Annotated in this window: 13 protein-coding genes; 7 read left to right on the top strand and 6 right to left on the bottom strand. The window is 66.1% G+C overall.

Annotation, left to right across the window (positions count from 1 at the left end; genetic code table 11):
• Positions 1 to 2,415, bottom strand: coding sequence for a phosphoketolase family protein (locus tag XI04_RS30380; RefSeq protein WP_271608300.1), 2,415 nt, complete (start codon positions 2,413 to 2,415; stop codon positions 1 to 3).
• A gap of 211 nt (positions 2,416 to 2,626) precedes the next feature.
• On the opposite strand from XI04_RS30380, the gene XI04_RS30375 reads away from it, so the two are divergent.
• The 4 genes from XI04_RS30375 to XI04_RS30360 all read left to right on the top strand — a co-directional run bounded on the left by XI04_RS30375 (position 2,627) and on the right by XI04_RS30360 (position 6,845).
• Positions 2,627 to 3,793: a PA0069 family radical SAM protein gene (locus XI04_RS30375; protein ID WP_212429497.1), complete on the top strand. Its 1,167-nt coding sequence runs from the start codon at positions 2,627 to 2,629 to the stop codon at positions 3,791 to 3,793.
• Between the two features lie 23 nt (positions 3,794 to 3,816).
• Positions 3,817 to 4,272 carry a VOC family protein gene (locus tag XI04_RS30370; RefSeq protein WP_097668757.1) on the top strand — a complete coding sequence of 152 codons (456 nt, stop codon included), beginning with the start codon at positions 3,817 to 3,819 and terminating at the stop codon, positions 4,270 to 4,272.
• 74 nt (positions 4,273 to 4,346) lie between these two features.
• Positions 4,347 to 5,204: a ribonuclease HII gene (locus XI04_RS30365; RefSeq protein ID WP_212429499.1), complete on the top strand. Its 858-nt coding sequence runs from the start codon at positions 4,347 to 4,349 to the stop codon at positions 5,202 to 5,204.
• A gap of 132 nt (positions 5,205 to 5,336) precedes the next feature.
• Positions 5,337 to 6,845, top strand: coding sequence for a glycosyltransferase family 39 protein (locus XI04_RS30360; RefSeq protein WP_028141667.1), 1,509 nt, complete (start codon positions 5,337 to 5,339; stop codon positions 6,843 to 6,845).
• A gap of 157 nt (positions 6,846 to 7,002) precedes the next feature.
• Here the strand turns inward: XI04_RS30360 and XI04_RS30355 are convergent, their stop codons facing one another.
• Positions 7,003 to 7,809: a uracil-DNA glycosylase gene (locus XI04_RS30355; RefSeq protein ID WP_152103373.1), complete on the bottom strand. Its 807-nt coding sequence runs from the start codon at positions 7,807 to 7,809 to the stop codon at positions 7,003 to 7,005.
• 246 nt (positions 7,810 to 8,055) lie between these two features.
• On the opposite strand from XI04_RS30355, the gene XI04_RS30350 reads away from it, so the two are divergent.
• From XI04_RS30350 to XI04_RS30340, 3 genes are all read left to right on the top strand, one after another.
• Entirely contained in the window at positions 8,056 to 9,717 is a 1,662-nt protein-coding gene (locus tag XI04_RS30350; protein ID WP_038948288.1) for an electron transfer flavoprotein-ubiquinone oxidoreductase, read from the top strand.
• A 308-nt stretch (positions 9,718 to 10,025) separates the two neighbouring features.
• Positions 10,026 to 11,822, top strand: a complete 1,797-nt coding sequence (locus tag XI04_RS30345; protein ID WP_028141664.1) for a tetratricopeptide repeat protein — start codon at positions 10,026 to 10,028, stop codon at positions 11,820 to 11,822.
• 106 nt (positions 11,823 to 11,928) lie between these two features.
• Positions 11,929 to 12,813, top strand: a complete 885-nt coding sequence (locus tag XI04_RS30340; protein WP_028141663.1) for a 4-(cytidine 5'-diphospho)-2-C-methyl-D-erythritol kinase — start codon at positions 11,929 to 11,931, stop codon at positions 12,811 to 12,813.
• A 123-nt stretch (positions 12,814 to 12,936) separates the two neighbouring features.
• On the opposite strand, the gene XI04_RS30335 is transcribed toward XI04_RS30340, so the two are convergent.
• Genes XI04_RS30335 through XI04_RS30320 form a run of 4 tightly spaced genes read right to left on the bottom strand, consistent with a single transcriptional unit; the run spans position 12,937 to position 16,275 of the window.
• A complete protein-coding gene (locus tag XI04_RS30335) occupies positions 12,937 to 13,812 on the bottom strand; it encodes an alpha/beta fold hydrolase (protein ID WP_049801736.1) in 876 nt (291 codons plus the stop codon).
• A gap of 7 nt (positions 13,813 to 13,819) precedes the next feature.
• Positions 13,820 to 14,452 (bottom strand): LysE family translocator, encoded by a 633-nt coding sequence (locus XI04_RS30330; RefSeq protein WP_271608947.1) that lies wholly within the window; start codon positions 14,450 to 14,452, stop codon positions 13,820 to 13,822.
• Positions 14,453 to 14,495: 43 nt separating this feature from the next.
• The gene (gene fabF, locus XI04_RS30325; protein WP_271608948.1) at positions 14,496 to 15,758 is read right to left on the bottom strand and encodes a beta-ketoacyl-ACP synthase II; all 1,263 of its coding nucleotides are present in this window, start codon (positions 15,756 to 15,758) and stop codon (positions 14,496 to 14,498) included.
• Between the two features lies 1 nt (position 15,759).
• Positions 15,760 to 16,275, bottom strand: coding sequence for a winged helix-turn-helix transcriptional regulator (locus XI04_RS30320; protein ID WP_271623877.1), 516 nt, complete (start codon positions 16,273 to 16,275; stop codon positions 15,760 to 15,762).
• Positions 16,276 to 16,668 lie beyond the last annotated feature (393 nt).

Raw genomic sequence — 16,668 nt, 5'->3', positions numbered from 1 at the left:
CTAGTCGCCGGCTTCGGCCGGGGTATTGCCGCCGGAGCTGTTGGGCCAGACCCAGCCTTGGATCTCAGGCATGTCCTCGCCGTGCTCGCGCACATAGCGCGAATGCTCGATCAGCTTGTCGCGGAATTGCTGCTTCGCTTGCGCAGCCTTGGCCGCGAGCCCGGGCACGCGTTCGATCGCCTCGATCGCGAGGTGGTAGCGGTCGAGCTCGTTGAGCACGACCATGTCGAACGGCGTCGTCGTGGTGCCTTCCTCGGCAAAGCCGCGCACATGCATGCCGGCATGATTGGTGCGGTTATAGGTCAGCCGATGGATCAGGTAGGGATAGCCGTGATAGGCGAAGATGACAGGCTTGTCGCGCGTGAACAGGCTGTCGAAGTCGCGGTCGGACAGGCCGTGCGGATGCTGGTCTTTCGGTTGCAGCGTCATGAGATCGACGACGTTGACGACGCGGATCTTCAAATCCGGCAGCGCCTTGCGCAACAGGTCGACGGCGGCGAGCGTCTCCAGCGTCGGTACGTCGCCGGCGCAGGCCATCACCACGTCGGGCTCCTGGCCCGCATCTTCCGTCCCCGCCCAGCTCCAGATGCCAATGCCGGCATCGCAATGCGTGGCAGCGTCCTGCATCGACAGCCATTGCGGCGCCGGCTGCTTGCCGGCGACGATGACATTGATGCGGTTGTAGGTCCGCAGGCAGTGATCTGCGATCCACAGCAGCGTGTTGGCATCGGGCGGGAAATAGATGCGGACGATGTCGGCCTTCTTGTTGGCGACGAGATCGACGAAGCCGGGATCCTGATGGCTGAAGCCGTTATGGTCCTGCCGCCAGACATGCGAGGTCAGGAGATAATTGAGCGAGGCGATCGGGCGCCGCCATGGCAGATCGCGCGTGACCTTCAGCCATTTGGCGTGCTGGTTGAACATGGAATCCACGATGTGGATGAAGGCCTCGTAGCAGGAGAAGAAACCATGGCGGCCGGTGAGCAGATAGCCCTCGAGCCAGCCCTGGCAGAGATGCTCGCTCAAGACTTCCATCACGCGGCCGTCTTGCGCGAGGTGCACGTCATAGGGCTCGATCGGCTCCATCCAGACCCGCTCGGTCTCCTCGAACACCGCGTCCAGCCGGTTTGACGCGGTTTCGTCCGGGCCCATGATGCGGAAATTGCGCTCCTTCGCATTGAGGCGGATGACGTCGCGCAGGAATTTGCCGAGCTCGCGCGTCGCTTCCCCGATGGCGCCGCCGGGCTGCGGCACCTCGATGGCAAAGCTGCGGAAGTCCGGCAGCCTCAGCTCCTTTTTGAGCAGGCCACCATTGGCATGCGGATTGGCGCCCATGCGGCGAATGCCTTCGGGCGCGAGCGCCTGAAGTTCTGGAATGAGCGCGCCGCTCTGGTCGAACAGCTTTTCGGGCTCGTAGCTGCGCATCCAGTCTTCGAGAACTTTGAGGTGCGCCGGGTTCTCGCGACAGCCCGCCACCGGGACTTGATGCGCGCGCCAAAAACCCTCGACCTTCTTGCCGTCGACCTCTTTCGGACCGGTCCAACCCTTCGGACTGCGCAGCACGATCATCGGCCAGCGCGGCCGCTCGACGCTTTTGCGCCCGTCCCGTGCGTGCTGCTGGATCGAGCGGATGCTGGCGAGCGCGACGTCGAGCGCGTCCGCCATGGCCTGGTGCATCAATTTGGGATCATCACCCTCGACGAACAGCGGCTCGTGGCCGAAGCCGCGGAAGAGATCGCGGATCTCGCTGTTGGGCATTCGCCCGAGCACGGTCGGATTGGCGATCTTGTAGCCGTTCAGATGCAGGATCGGCAGCACCGCGCCGTCATGCGCGGGGTTCAGGAACTTGTTGGAGTGCCAGGAGGCAGCGAGCGGGCCGGTTTCCGCTTCGCCGTCACCGACCACGCAAGCCACGATCAAATCAGGATTGTCCAGCGCTGCACCGTAGGCGTGCACCAGCGCGTAGCCGAGCTCGCCGCCTTCGTGGATTGAGCCCGGCGTTTCCGGTGCCGCGTGGCTCGGAATGCCGCCTGGGAAGGAGAACTGCCTGAACAGCTTGCGCAATCCGTCCTTGTCGCGCGCGATGTCGGGATAGATCTCGCTGTAGCTGCCCTCCAGATAGGTGTTGGCGACCATGCCGGGACCGCCATGGCCGGGACCGCAGACATAGAGCACGCTGATATCGAGCGCGCGAATGACGCGGTTGAGATGGGCGTAGATGAAGTTCAGGCCGGGCGTCGTGCCCCAATGGCCGAGCAGACGCGGCTTGATGTGCTCGGCCCGCAGGGGCTTGCGCAGCAGCGGATTGTCGAGCAGGTAGATTTGCCCGACGGAGAGGTAGTTCGCGGCGCGCCAGTAGCGATCGAGGAGGTCGAGGTTGCTGCTTGCCGCGGCCGATTGTTGTTGTTTTGTCATGTTCCTGCTGACCTTCACCCGGCGATCGTCACCAACATTGTTCCGCGACGATTGATCCCTGACCGGCATCAAACGAGATCGTCATGACGGGGGTGTTGCGTGAGGTCAAAGGACCGCGCCCGAAATTTGGGCGGCCTACTTTGCATGGGGTTGTTTTCCCATTTTTTGTTTGTGTTCTTGATTTGTTCCGTTGTCGTGCTATCCTGGCTTCATGAGTCCAGCAGCATCGTCTCATGCTCTCAAGCACCCGCCGGTCAAGGCGCCCTCCGAGCCGGCGGGTGTGGACTCTGACTTTCCAGAACTTGGCGTCGCCATCGACCGCGCGCGCAGGCGAGGGCGGGGCGCACAGTCCAATGCCAGCGGCCGCTATGAGGCCGAGGCGCGCGTCGCCTTCGACGACGGCTGGCAGAGCCTGGAAGAGCTGCCGCCGTTCAAGACCAGTGTCGGGGTCGACACCTCACGCAAGGTGATCACCCGCAACGATTCCCCCGATATCGGCTTCGATCGCTCGATCAATCCCTATCGCGGCTGTGAGCATGGCTGCGTTTATTGCTTCGCGCGGCCGACCCATGCCTATCTCGGCCTGTCGCCGGGGCTCGACTTCGAGTCAAAACTGTTCGTCAAGCCCGAGGCGCCGGCGCTGCTGGAGAAGGAGCTCGCCGCGACCGGCTATGAGCCCCGGATGATCGCGATCGGCACCAACACCGATCCCTATCAGCCGATCGAGCGCGAGCGCAAAATCATGCGCGGCATCCTCGAGGTTCTCGAGCGTGCCGGCCATCCCGTCGGCATCGTCACCAAATCGGCGCTGGTGGTGCGCGACATCGATATTCTCGCGCGGATGGCCAAGCGCAACCTCGCCAAGGTCGCGATCTCGGTCACCTCGCTCGATCCGAAGCTCGCGCGCACCATGGAGCCGCGCGCCTCAACGCCGCCGAAGCGGTTGGAAGCGCTGAAGCAGCTCTCGGACGCCGGCATTCCCACCACCGTGATGGTCGCGCCCGTGATCCCCGCGCTGAACGATTCCGAGATCGAGCGCATCCTCGATGCCGCCGCCCATGCCGGCGTCAAGGAAGCCTCCTACGTGCTGCTGCGGCTGCCGCTGGAGGTGCGCGATCTCTTCCGGGAATGGCTGATGGCGAACTATCCCGACCGCTATCGCCACGTCTTCACGCTGATCCGCGACATGCGCGGCGGCCGCGACTACGATGCGAAATGGGGCGAGCGGATGAAGGGCACCGGACCGATGGCCTGGACCATCGGCCGCCGCTTCGAGATCGCCTGCGACAGGCTCGGCCTCAACAAAAGGCGCTCCAAGCTGACCACGGATCATTTTGCCCGGCCGAACCGGAACGGCGATCAGCTGAGCCTGTTCTGAGCGGGAAGTGGAAGAGGTGTCGTATGAGTAAGCAAGTTTCGGCGCCGGTGCCGCGGCTCACTGTCATCACGCTCGGCGTCAGCGATATCCGTGCCAGCATCGCCTTTTACGACGCGCTCGGGTTCTCGCGCCGGCTGCAGGCGACCGGCGAGGCGGTGGCGTTCTACGATACCGGCGGTCCGGTGCTCGCGCTGTATCCTTGGGATCAGCTCGCAGCCGACGCGGCGTTGCCGGACCAGCCGAGGCCATCGACCTTCCGCGGCATCACGATCGCCTGGAACTGTCGGACCCGAGAGGAGGTCGATGCAGTGCTGGCCTTTGCCCTCGGCAAGGGGGCAAAGCTCGTGAAGGCCGCGCACGAGACCGATTACGGTGGCTATTCCGGTTATTTTGCCGATCCCGACGGCCATCCCTGGGAGGTCGTGGTCGCACCCGGCATCGAGGTCGGCGAGGACCGGCGCGTGCATCTGGCGGAGTAGGGCCAGCCTGAATAACGGGAATTGCGCCGGGTTCCCGGTTGCGCCGGCCGGGCCGCTTGCGCACGATCCCCGCCATGATTCGGGACAAGTCCGCCAAGACACCGGCCAAAGACGCGGCAAGGAAGGACGCCGCGAAAAAGGCAGCGCCCGCCAAGGCCGGCAAAGCGCCTGCGACCAAAACAACGACCGTTCCCGCAGGCAAGAAAGGCATCATCGCGGTCGCACCGCCGAGCTTCCGGCGCGAGCGCGCGCTGATCAAGCGCGGCGTCTGGCCGGTCGCCGGCTGCGACGAGGCCGGCCGCGGGCCGCTCGCCGGCCCCGTGGTGGCTGCAGCCGTGATTCTCGACCCCGACCGCATCCCGCGCGGCATCGACGATTCCAAGCGCCTGACGGCGGAGGAGCGCGAAAAACTGTTCGACAAGATCTGCGCCACCGCCCAGGTCTCGGTCGCCGTCGCCTCGCCCTCGCGAATCGACCGCGACAATATATTGCGCGCCTCGTTGTGGGCGCTGAAGCGCGCCGTCGTGGCACTGCCGGAGGCGCCCAGGCACGTCTTCGTCGACGGCCGCGACCGGCTCGACACTCCTTGCGATTGCGAAGCCGTGATCGGCGGCGATGGCATCGTGCTGTCGATCGCGGCGGCCTCCATCATCGCCAAGGTGACGCGCGACCGCCTGATGTGCGCTCTGGCGCAGGACTGCCCCGGCTACGGCTTCGAGCAGCACAAGGGCTACGCCGTCCCCGAGCACCTCGACGCGCTCGACCGCCTCGGCCCCTCCGTCCATCACCGCCGCTTCTTCGCCCCGGTCGCGGCCGCACGCGCCAAGCACATGCCGTGGACCGTCGAGCCGGTGCCGGATCTGTTTGCGGTGACCGAGGTCGAGGTGCCGGTGGAAGCCAGCGTCGGAATCGACGCGTCGGCGAATCTCTAGAGTTAGCCAGGCGGGACAAGCCCGGGCATGACGAGGAAACCGTCGTTGCCACAACGCGCAGCGCCCCTTATCAAAGTGTTTGTGAGCGAATAGGGCCGGCTGGACGGGTTGGCTGCATCTTTCGGGCGTTGCATGCGGTTTACCTCCCTGGTCATCGAGCTCATTCGCGCCCGGCCGCGGCTGATCGTCTGGATCGCCGTGCTGCTGCAGGCCGCGATGTGGCTGTTCGTGGCGCTGGTTTTCTACCGCAGCCCGCCCGGCAGCCTTGCGACGCTCCTGGCTTTCGGACGCGAATACCAGGTCGGCACCGATCTCGGTCCGCCCTTGCCGGTCTGGCTCGCCGACATCGCCTATCGCGCCGCCGGCGGCCACATGTTCGGCGTCTATGTGCTCGCCGAGCTCTGCGAGATTGCGACGTTCATTGCGCTCTATCATCTCTCCCGCGCCGTGGTCGGCTCGCAGCAGGCGGTGCTCGCGGTGCTCTTGACCATGACGGTGCTCGCCTTCTCCTCGTCGGCGCTCGACTTCGGCCCGCTTGTCCTGGCCCGGCCGCTCTGGGCGCTGCTGCTGCTGCACTCCTGGCAGATCATCGGCCAGCGTCGCGGCAATGCCTGGTTCGCCTGGTCGATCGAGGCCGGTCTCCTGCTGCTGACGACGCCTGCAGCGATCTTCCTGCTGCTGCTGCTCGTCGTCTTCGCGGTCTCGACCGCCGGCGGCCGCCGGACGCTGCGCGCGCTCGATCCGCTGTTCGCGCTTGTTGTCGTCGCGGTGCTGGCGCTGCCCTACGCGGTCTGGCTGATGCGCGCCGAGACGCTGGTGATGCCGGCCTTGCCGCAAGTTGCGGAGCTGGATGCCCGCGCCCTGCATGCGGCGTGGCTGTTCGGCGGCCTCGTGCTCGGGGCCGCTGCGATCCCGGCGCTGACCTTCCTCAACACCGGGCTGTTCGCCGGCAAGGGCGAGGAGCCGCCGATCATCTACCGACCACCGGTCGAGCCGATGGCGCGCAACTTCGTCTATTTCTTCGCGCTGGCGCCGGCGCTGGGCGCGGTGCTCATCTCCGGCCTGCTCGGGCTCGACTCCGTCGTCGGCGGCGCCGGCGTCGTGCTGGTTGTGTCCGGGCTTGCCGTGGTGGTCGCAGCCGGCGATCTCATCGCGATGCGCCGTGCGCGGATGCTGCGGACGGTCTGGGCCGCCGCCGTCGTGGCGCCGGCCGTCGGCGTCGTGCTCGCCGTCCTGCTGCTGCCCTGGACCGGCACGAACGAGATCGCGACCTCGATGCCGGCGCGCGCGATCTCGGACTTCTTCGACGAGAGCTTTGCCCGCCGCACCAACCATCGCCTGCGTGCGGTGGCCGGCGAGACCTCGCTTGCGAGCCTGATCACGCTGCATTCCGGCCGGCCGCATCTCTTCATCGACGCCGACCCTGCGCGCACGCCGTGGATCAATCAGGCCAAATTCAGCGAGACCGGCGGCGTCGTGGTCTGGCGCGCTTCCGATACCGCCGGCACGCCGCCGCCGGACATCCTCAAGCGCTTTCCCGGCATCGTCCCGGAAGTCCCGCGCGCCTTCGAATGGCTGGTGACCGGTCGCCAGCAGCTCTTGCGCGTCGGCTGGGCCATCGTGCGGCCGAAGGGGACGTGAGGACGTAGGTCTCGTGCCCCGGACGCTGCGCCGCGCCTCTTCGGCGGTGCGCTGCAGAGCCGGGGCCATCCCGCCGCATCGTACTGTGTTGCTTTCTGGGTCCCGGCTCTGCGGAGCGTCACTGCGTGCCGCACCGCGTCCGGGACACGAGAGCTCGCTACCCCGTCAGCACCTTGGCGATCGCGCGCAGATCCTGCCAGGCCAGCCGCTTGTAGGACGGCGAGCGGAGCAGATAGGCCGGATGGAACGTCGGCAGCGCGCGGATGGTGCGCGCCCCCGTCTCGTAGTCGAACCAGCGCCCGCGGGTGCGCATGATGCCCTCGCGCGTTCCGAGCAGCGTCTGCGTCGAGGGATTGCCAAGCGTCACCAGCACGTCGGGATTCACCAGTTCGATCTGGCGCTGGATGAAGGGCAGGCAGATTTGCGTCTCCTGCGGCGTCGGGGTGCGATTGCCGGGCGGCCGCCACGGAATCACGTTGGCGATGTAGGCCGTGCTGCGGTTGAGGCCGATCGCGCCGATCATGAGATCGAGCAGCTTGCCGCTGCGCCCGACGAAGGGCAGCCCCTCGATGTCCTCGTCGCGGCCCGGCGCCTCACCGACGAACATGATGCGCGCCTGCGGATTGCCGTCGGCAAATACCAATCGCGTCGCGGTGTGCTTCAGCGCGCACCCCTCGAAGCCTTGCATCAGCTCGCGTAGCGCGTCCAGCGTCGGCGCAGTGCGCGCAGCCTCGCGCGCCGAGGCAATCGCGATGTCGGGCGCAGGTGCGGCCTCGCCGCGCATCACCGCCGGCGCGGCGACCGGCCGCGGTGCCTCGACCGGAGGCGCCACGCGCGGGGCCGGCGGCGGGGCATCCAATTCCGCCAGGCGGTCGATCGGTTCCTCCGCGAGCGCGCAATCGACGCCGGCCTCCAGATAGAAGGCAAGAAGCTCGCGGACGGTGGGTGCGGGTTCGGGTATCATGGGAAAGTCTGACTATTATAGCATAGCGTTTTCGAGCGAAGTGGGCACCCGGTTCGCGTGAAGAAAACGCGTCAAAAAAGATGGGACTTCCCCGGTTCTGGCCTACCAGAACCGGGGAAGTCCAGTTTAGGGCGCCTTGCACCCCTTTGCACCCCGGCGAAACGCATTTCCGTGGTTGTCCTACCCGGAAAAATCGGAAACAAGAGGGCGCAAATGACCAAGGACCGTCTCAAGGGCTGAGATCAGATGAGCACCGAAGAACTTCCCCCGCGCGAATCCATGGAATTCGACGTCGTCATCGTCGGCGCCGGCCCCTCGGGCCTGTCGGCTGCGATCCGGCTGAAGCAGCTCAACGCCGATCTCAACGTCGTCGTGGTGGAGAAGGGCTCGGAGGTCGGCGCGCACATTCTTTCCGGTGCCGTGATCGATCCGGCCGGGCTCGACAAGCTCGTTCCGGACTGGCGCGAGGATTCCGACTGCCCGCTGAAAACGCAGGTGAAGGACGACCGCTTCTACTGGATGACGGCCGGCGGCGCGATCAAGCTGCCGAACTTCATGATGCCGCCGCTGATGGACAATCATCACTGCTACATCGGCTCGCTCGGCAATGTCTGCCGCTGGCTGGCGCGCAAGGCGGAAGCGCTCGGCGTCGAGATCTATCCGGGCTTCGCCGCGGCCGAGGTGCTCTATGACGACGCCGGCAACGTCAAGGGCATTGCCACCGGCGACATGGGCATCGGCCGGGACGGCAAGCCGAAGGACTCCTTCACCCGTGGCATGGAATTGCTCGGCAAGTACACGCTGTTCGCCGAAGGCGCCCGCGGCAGCCTGACCAAGCAGCTCATCGCCAAGTTCGCGCTCGACTCCAAGAGCGAGCCGGCAAAGTTCGGCATCGGCCTCAAGGAAGTCTGGCAGATCGATCCTGCCAAGCACCAGAAGGGCATGATCCAGCATTCCTTCGGCTGGCCGCTCGACCTGAAGACCGGCGGCGGCTCGTTCCTTTATCACTATGACGACAACCTCGTTGCCGTCGGCTTCGTCGTGCATCTGAACTACGACGATCCGTACCTGTCGCCGTTCGACGAATTCCAGCGCTTCAAGACCCATCCTTCGATCCGCGGCACCTTTGAAGGCGGCAAGCGTCTCGCCTATGGCGCGCGCGCCATTACCGAGGGCGGCTACCAGTCCGTGCCGAGGCTGAGCTTCCCCGGCGGCGCGCTGATCGGCTGCGCGGCCGGCTTCGTCAACGTGCCGCGCATCAAGGGCGTGCACAATGCGATGGGCACCGGCATGCTCGCGGCTGAACATGTCGCGGCGGCGCTGGCCGCCGATCGCGCCAATGACGAACTCGTCGAATACGAAAATGCGTGGCGCTCGTCGTCGGTCGGCAAGGATCTGTTCCTGGTCCGCAACGTCAAGCCGCTGTGGTCGAAGTTCGGCACCGTGCTGGGCGTCGCACTCGGCGGCATCGACATGTGGTGCAACACGCTGTTCGGCGCTTCGCTGTTCGGCACCCAGGCGCACGCCAAGCCCGACCGCGCCACGCTCGATCCGGCCAAGAGCCACGCGCCCAGGAGCTACCCGAAGCCCGACGGCAAGATCTCGTTCGACAAGCTGTCCTCGGTGTTCCTGTCCAACACCAACCATGAGGAGGACCAGCCGGTCCATCTCAAGGTCACCGACATGAACCTGCAAAAGACCTCTGAGCACGACGTGTTCGCCGGTCCCTCGAATCGCTATTGCCCGGCCGGCGTCTATGAATGGGTCGAGGAGGGCACGAGCCCGCGCTTCCAGATCAACGCCCAGAACTGCGTCCACTGCAAAACCTGCGACGTGAAGGACCCCAACGGTAATATCACCTGGGTTCCTCCGGAGGGTGGTGGCGGTCCGAACTACGAGGCGATGTAAGGGCCGGCCGAGCAAAAGGACCTGATCACGAGGGTGATCCGGCGCACGTTCGCGTGAGGACACCGCTGCGGCCACCGGTCGCGGCCACGATAAGGCCATACTGACAGCGTCTTGGGACCGCTCTTGGCCGGTCACTTGGCCGATTTAAGGCGTGCGGAGGGGATCGTCCGGCCCGAATCCTTGCGGCGAAGCGCCAAAAGCGGCATTGTCCGCCGGACGGTTCCGGGTCCCGATGCCACCGGCCGCGTTCGCATGCGATACGGCCCTCTGCTGCAAACCCAGGCACTACCAACTCAAGGCGAGCCCTGATGTTTTCAAATCGTTTCAACCGCTGGACTGTTGCTGCCATCGCCCTCATGGGCACAGCGATCGCGACCGTCCCCGGCAGCGTCCTGGCGCAGACGCCGGATCACCCGGAGAACACGGCGGCGCAGTTTCCGACCCGAAACGATCTGAAGTCGCTCACGGGTGCCGGTAGCTATCTCGCCGCCCGCCATGCCAGCGTCGAGCGCGACGCGGCCTCCGCCGCTGCGTTCTACCGCTCGGCCCTGCGCACCGATCCCAAGAACAACGAGCTGCTCGACCGCGCCTTCATCTCGTCGGTCGCCGACGGCGACATCGACGAAGCGGTCAAGCTCGCCGAGCGCGTCCTCACCATCGACAAGACCAACCGCGTCGCGCGTCTCGTCGTCGGCGTGCATGATCTCAAGGTGAAGAAGTACGCAGCCGCGCAGACCAACATCAACCAGTCGATCCGCGGTCCGATCACCGATCTCGTCGCCACGCTGCTGTCGGGTTGGGCCGCCTACGGTGCCGGGGACGCCAAGGGCGGTGTCGCCACCATCGACAAGCTGGCAGGTCCCGAATGGTACCCGCTGTTCAAGGACCTTCACGCCGGCATGATCCTCGAGCTCTCCGGCAAGGAGAAGGACGCCGGTACCCGCTTCGAGCGCGCCTACAAGCTCGACGATTCCATGCTGCGCGTGACCGAGGCCTATGCGCGCTGGCTGTCGCGCAACAAGGATTCCGCCGCCGCGACCACCGTCTATCAGGCCTTCGACAAGAAGCTCGCGCGCCATCCGCTGATCCAGGAAGGCCTGCGCGACACCAAGGCCGGCAAGAAAATGCCGCCGCTGGTCGATTCCGCCCAGGCCGGCGCCGCCGAGGCGCTCTACGGCATCGGCGCCACGCTGACCCGCCGCGGCGGCGAGGACCTGGCGCTGGTCTATCTCCAGCTCTCGCTCTACCTCCAGCCGACCCATCCGCTGGCGCTGCTCTCGCTCGCCGATCTCTACGAGTCCGTGAAGCGGCCGCAGATGGCGATCAAGGTCTATGAGCGCGTGCCGTCGACCTCGCCGCTCAAGCGCAACGCGCAGATCCAGCTTGCCATCGATCTGGATTCCGCCGACCGCACCGACGAGGCGATCAAGATCCTCAAGGGCGTTACATCGGAGGATGCCAAGGACCTCGAAGCGATCATGGCGCTCGGCAACATCGAGCGCGGCCGCAAGAGGTTCGGCGACTGCGGCGCGACCTATTCGCAAGGCGTCGACGTGCTGCCGCCCGGCAACGACAAGGCCAACAGCGTCTGGTACTATTATCGCGGTATCTGCGAGGAGCGCTCCAAGCAGTGGGCCAAGGCCGAGGCCGACATGAAGAAGGCGCTCGAGCTCCAGCCCGACCAGCCGCACGTCCTCAACTATCTCGGCTATTCCTGGATCGACCAGGGCGTGAACCTCGACGAAGGCATGAAGATGATCAAGCGCGCCGTCGAGCAGCGTCCCGACGACGGCTACATCGTCGATTCCCTGGGCTGGGCCTATTACCGCATCGGCAACTACGAAGAAGCGGTGAAGAACCTCGAGCGCGCGATCGACCTCAAGCCCGAGGATCCCACCATCAACGACCATCTCGGCGACGCCTATTGGCGGGTTGGCCGCACGCTGGAAGCCAAATTCCAGTGGTCGCACGCGCGCGATCTCAAGCCCGAGCCGGAAGAGCTGCCGAAGATCGAGGCCAAGATCGCCAATGGCCTCGCCGACGACAATTCGAACTCTTCGGCCGCGCAGGCGGAAAAGAGGAAGGACGACGGCAAGGGCGGCTAGTCTGGCGCATGATCCGGACCCGAAGGGCCGCGCTAGCGAAAAGTGTGTAGCGGTTTTCCGACGAGATCATGCACGACGAAGAACTGAAGTTGGGGGCGTGTCGCCAATGCCGGCGTTGATTGAAGAAGGACGGGCGAAGGTCAATCTCAGCCTTCGCGTCGTCGGCCGTCGTGCCGACGGCTATCATGATCTCGAAAGCGTGGTCGCGTTTGCCGATTGCGCCGACCGGCTTACGCTGGAGCCGGGCGGCGAGCTGAAGCTCGCCACCACCGGACCGCTTGCCGCGGCTTGCGGCGATACCGCGGACAATCTCGTGTTCAAGGCCGCCAAGCTTCTGGCCGACGCGGTGCCGAATCTGAAGCTCGGCGCCTTCGCGCTCGACAAGGTGCTGCCGGTTGCCGCCGGCATCGGTGGCGGCTCGGCCGATGCGGCAGCGGCGCTGCGGCTGTTGGCGCGTCTGAACAATCTGTCGCTCGACGATCCTCGCCTGCAGAAGGTCGCGCTCTCGACCGGCGCCGACGTGCCGGTGTGCCTGTTCTCGCGCGCCTGCGACATGACCGGCGTCGGCGAGCAGCTGCTGCCGCTCGCACTGCCGAGCATGCCCTGCGTGATGGTCAATCCGCGCGTGCCTGTGGCCACCAAGGATGTTTTCCAGCAGCTGGGTCTGCGCAACGGCGAGCTCCTGGTCGGCGCTACCTCGGTCTTCCGAGCTCCGGCCTGGCCGGAGGAGGGTGGGTCGATCGCCGATTGGGTCGACGTTCTCGAAAGCGTTCCCAACGATCTCGAAGCGCCTGCGCTGCGTATCGAACCTGTGATCGGCGACGTGCTGGAGGCCTTGCGCGACTCCGCCGGCGTCAAGCTGGCCCGCATGTCCGGCTCGGGTGCGACGTGCTTTGCGATCTACGGCTCGCCCGCCGATACCCATGCCGCGGCCGAAAAGATCCGGCGCGACCACCCCGGCTGGTGGGTGCATGCGGGGACGTTGAGCTGAGTCTCTCTCCGGGGACGGTGCCGTAGGGTGGGCAAAGGCGCTTTTGCGCCGTGCCCACCATCTTTCCGATACGGAGACGGAAGCGTGGGCACGCTTCGCTTTGCCCACCCTACGGCAGTGCGGCTAACCCGCGCTTTGCTCGGTCAGCTCGAGAAACTTTCGGATCTCGCCCAGCACTTCCTGCGGCTTGTCGTGCTGCAGCCAGTGTCCCGCCCCGGCGATGGTCTCGACGCGCGCTTGCGGGAAATAACGCTCCAGGCCTGCTGCTCTGGCACCGGCGAGAAAACTTTCGCCGGCGTTCAAGAGCAGCGTCGGGCAGGTGATGCGCGACCACAGCGCGATGTGGTCGTCCGGCCAGAGCCGGTGCGGCGCCGAGGCGCGCTGATAGGGATCGAACTTCCAGCTATAGGTACCGTCCTCATTCTGCCGTGCGCCGTGCGTGGCGAGATGCAGCGCGAGGTCGCGGGACAGGCGCCTGTTGTGAAGCACCATCTGCGCCGCTGTGTCCGCCAGGGTCGCATAGCGGCGCGGCGAGCGGTCGTGCAGCTTGTCGAGCTGGACCACCCATTTGCCGATGCGCTCATGCGCCGGCGGCTTTGGCGTGTCCGGCAGCATCGTCACGCCGTCGAGCACGACCAGCTTCGAGACCTGTTCAGGGAATGACCCTGAAAAGATCAGGCTCACCATGCCGCCCATCGAATGGCCGACGAGGGTCACCTGAGACGCTGCGATGGTGCGGATGAGCTGGGCGAGATCGTAGACATATTCGGTCAGTGCGTAGCTGCCGCCCCTGGTCCAGTCGGAATCGCCATGGCCGCGCAGGTCGGGCGCCACCACATGAAAATGCGGCTGCAATGACCGGGCGATGACGTCCCAGCTCCGGCAGTGATCGCGGCCGCCATGGACCAGGATGAGAGGCGGCGCGCCCTCATTGCCCCAATCGGCGTAATGCAGCCGTAGACCATGAGACTCGTAGAAGCGGCTTTGCGGGGCGGGCATCGGGGCGCTATCCATTCGCCGGCCGCCGCACCAGTGCCAGCGACAGGCCGAGGCCTGCAATGAAGACGCCGGAGCCCTGGGTGAGACGCCGCATCAGGTGCGGCCGTCCGATCAGCTGCGTGCGGGTAGCGGAGGCCATCAGCACCACGACGACGTCGGCAAGCGTGTTCAACGCCACCGAGATCGCACCCAGCATAATGAACTGCAGCGTGGGGCTCGGTCCCGCGGGATCGAGGAATTGCGGAATGAAGGCGAGGAAGAACGCGGCGGTCTTCGGGTTCAGCGCCTCGACCAGCACGCCGTCGCGGAACGCGCACGTGTCACCGGCCGGCTCTCCCTCGAGCGACAGTGCGCGGCCGGCGCTCCGGAAAGTCTTGATGCCGAGCCAGACCAGATAGAGCGCGCCGACGAATTTAACGGCGGCGAACAATTCGGCGCTGGCGAGGATGATTGCGGAGATGCCGAGGCTCCCCGCGACCACATGAACCAGTCCGCCCAGCGCCGTGCCTGCGGTCGATGCAAACCCGCTGGTGCGTCCCTCCGACAAGGTCCGTGCCGCAACGTAGAAGATGCCGGGGCCGGGAACGGCGGCAATGAGACAGGCTGCGGCCAGGAACAGCCAGAAATTCGTTTCGATCATCCTGTTTTGGTAACGGAGCGGGCCGCGATTGCAAGGCTCTCGTTTAGCCCGCGCGGCGGAAGATCACGCTGGCATTGACCCCGCCGAAGCCAAAGCCGTTGGAGATTGCGTGTTGCATCGGCATCGGCCGCGCGCTGCCGGCGACGATGTCGATGCCCTCAGCGCCCGCATCGGGGTTTTCGAGGTTGAGCGTCGGCGGCGCGATCTGGTCGCGCAGGGCAAGCACGGTGAAGATCGCCTCGAGGCCGCCGGCGGCGCCGAGCAGATGGCCGGTGGCCGATTTGGTCGCGCTGACGGCGATGCCGCGGTTACGGCCGAACAGCGCGGCGATCGCGCCAAGCTCGCTCTCGTCGCCGGCGGGCGTCGATGTTGCGTGGGCGTTGAGGTGCTGCAGATCTGCCGGTGCAAGGCTCGCCTGCCGCAGCGCGATCTCCATGGCGCGGCGGGCGCCGTCGCCGTCGGGTGGGCCGGACGTCATGTGGTAGGCGTCCGCCGTTGTGCCGTATCCGATCACCTCTGCGATCGGCGTGGCGCCGCGCGCGAGCGCATGTTCGAGTTCCTCGATGACAAGAATGCCGGCGCCTTCGCCCATCACAAAGCCGTCGCGGTCGCGATCGAACGGGCGCGAGGCGCGCGCCGGCTCCGCGTTGAAGGAGCTCGACAGCGCGCGCGCTGCCGCAAAGCCGCCGAGGCTGACGATGTCGATGCAGGCCTCCGCGCCGCCGCAGATCGCGATGTCGACTTCGCCGGCACGGATCATGCGCGCGGCATCGCCGATCGCCTGGACGCCGGCGGCGCACGCGGTGACCGGTGTGCCGAGCGCGCCCTTGTAGCCGTATTTGATCGAGACGTGGCCGGCGGCGAGATTGGCCAGGAACGAGGGGATCGTGAACGGCGAGAGCCGGCGCACGCCGCGCTGCTCGGTGATGCGCACCGCCTCCGCCATCGCCGGGAAACCGCCGACGCCGGAGGCGATGATCGTCGCGGTGCGCTCCAGCGCGGCAGGATCCTGCGGCGTCCATTTCGCCTGCGCGATCGCCTCGGCGGCCGCGAGCAGCGCGAACAGGATGAAGCGATCCATCTTGCGTTGGTCTTTTGGTGCGGCGGCCTGCGCGGGATCGAAGCCGCCATCGGCATCGTCGGCCTTGTCGGGCACGAGTCCGGCAATGCGCGCCGGCAGCGCCTGCGCCCATTCGGGCAGAGGGCGCAGTCCGCTGTGGCCGGCGAGCAGCCGGCGCCATGAGGTTTCGACACCGCAGCCGAGCGGCGACACCGCGCCCATTCCCGTCACGACGATACGACGCATATTACTCTCCAGCCGGCGCGACGGCCGGGTTCATGGCCTTGAGTGAAGCGATGCGCTTGCGCATGCCGCGGCTGGCGCGGGGACCGGCGACGACGACCGTATTGGCGAGCGTGATCGGCCGCATGTCGGTAGCGTCGACCACGACCGGATCGAACGGGCGAGCGTCGCTCCGGTTCGCCAGCAGAATGGATTCGCCTTTGGGCGCGAGATGCTTGTTGCCGAAGGCGAGCAGCGTAGCGATCACCGGGAAGAAATCACGCGCCTTGTCGGTCAGAACGTATTCGTAACGTGGCGGCCGCTCCTGATAGTGGCGGCGCACGAACATGCCCGATGCGGTGAGATGGGCAAGCCGCCGCGACAGGATGTTCGGCGCGATGCCGAGGCTTTGCGAGAACTCGTCGAACTTCGTCGCACCCTGAAACGCATCCCGCAGGATCAGGATGCTCCACCATTCGCCGACCGTCTCGACGGCACGGCCGACCGGGCATTCCAGGATCGAGGGGGATTTGGGTTGCATGGCGGGAAGGTAGGTGAGTGACTTGCAAAATGCAAGTGACTGGGCAACCTCGTGCCCCGGACGCAGCGCAGCGCTTCTTCAGCGGTGCGCTGCAGAGCCGGGGCCCATGTTGCATGTCCCGTGGGTCCCGGCTCTGCGCAGCAACGCGAAGGGCGTTGCAGCGCGTCCGGGACACGAGAGTGACTGTGTTGTTGCCCCGAACTCCGTCATTGCGAGCGAAGCGAAGCAATCCAGACTGTCTCCACGGCGGGACTCTGGATTGCTCCGCCTTCGCCAAGGCTTCGGCGGACAAGTCGCTGCGTTCGCAATGACGATGTGGAGATAGTCCGGACCTATCTCACCGGTGTCGTCCCGGCGAACGCCGGGACCCATAACCACAGGGAGTGGTTTGGC

It is taken from the genome of Bradyrhizobium sp. CCBAU 11430 (assembly GCF_028128855.1).
GTDB classification, from domain to species: Bacteria; Pseudomonadota; Alphaproteobacteria; order Rhizobiales; family Xanthobacteraceae; genus Bradyrhizobium; species Bradyrhizobium ottawaense.
This window is presented reverse-complemented; position numbering and strand designations above follow the sequence as displayed.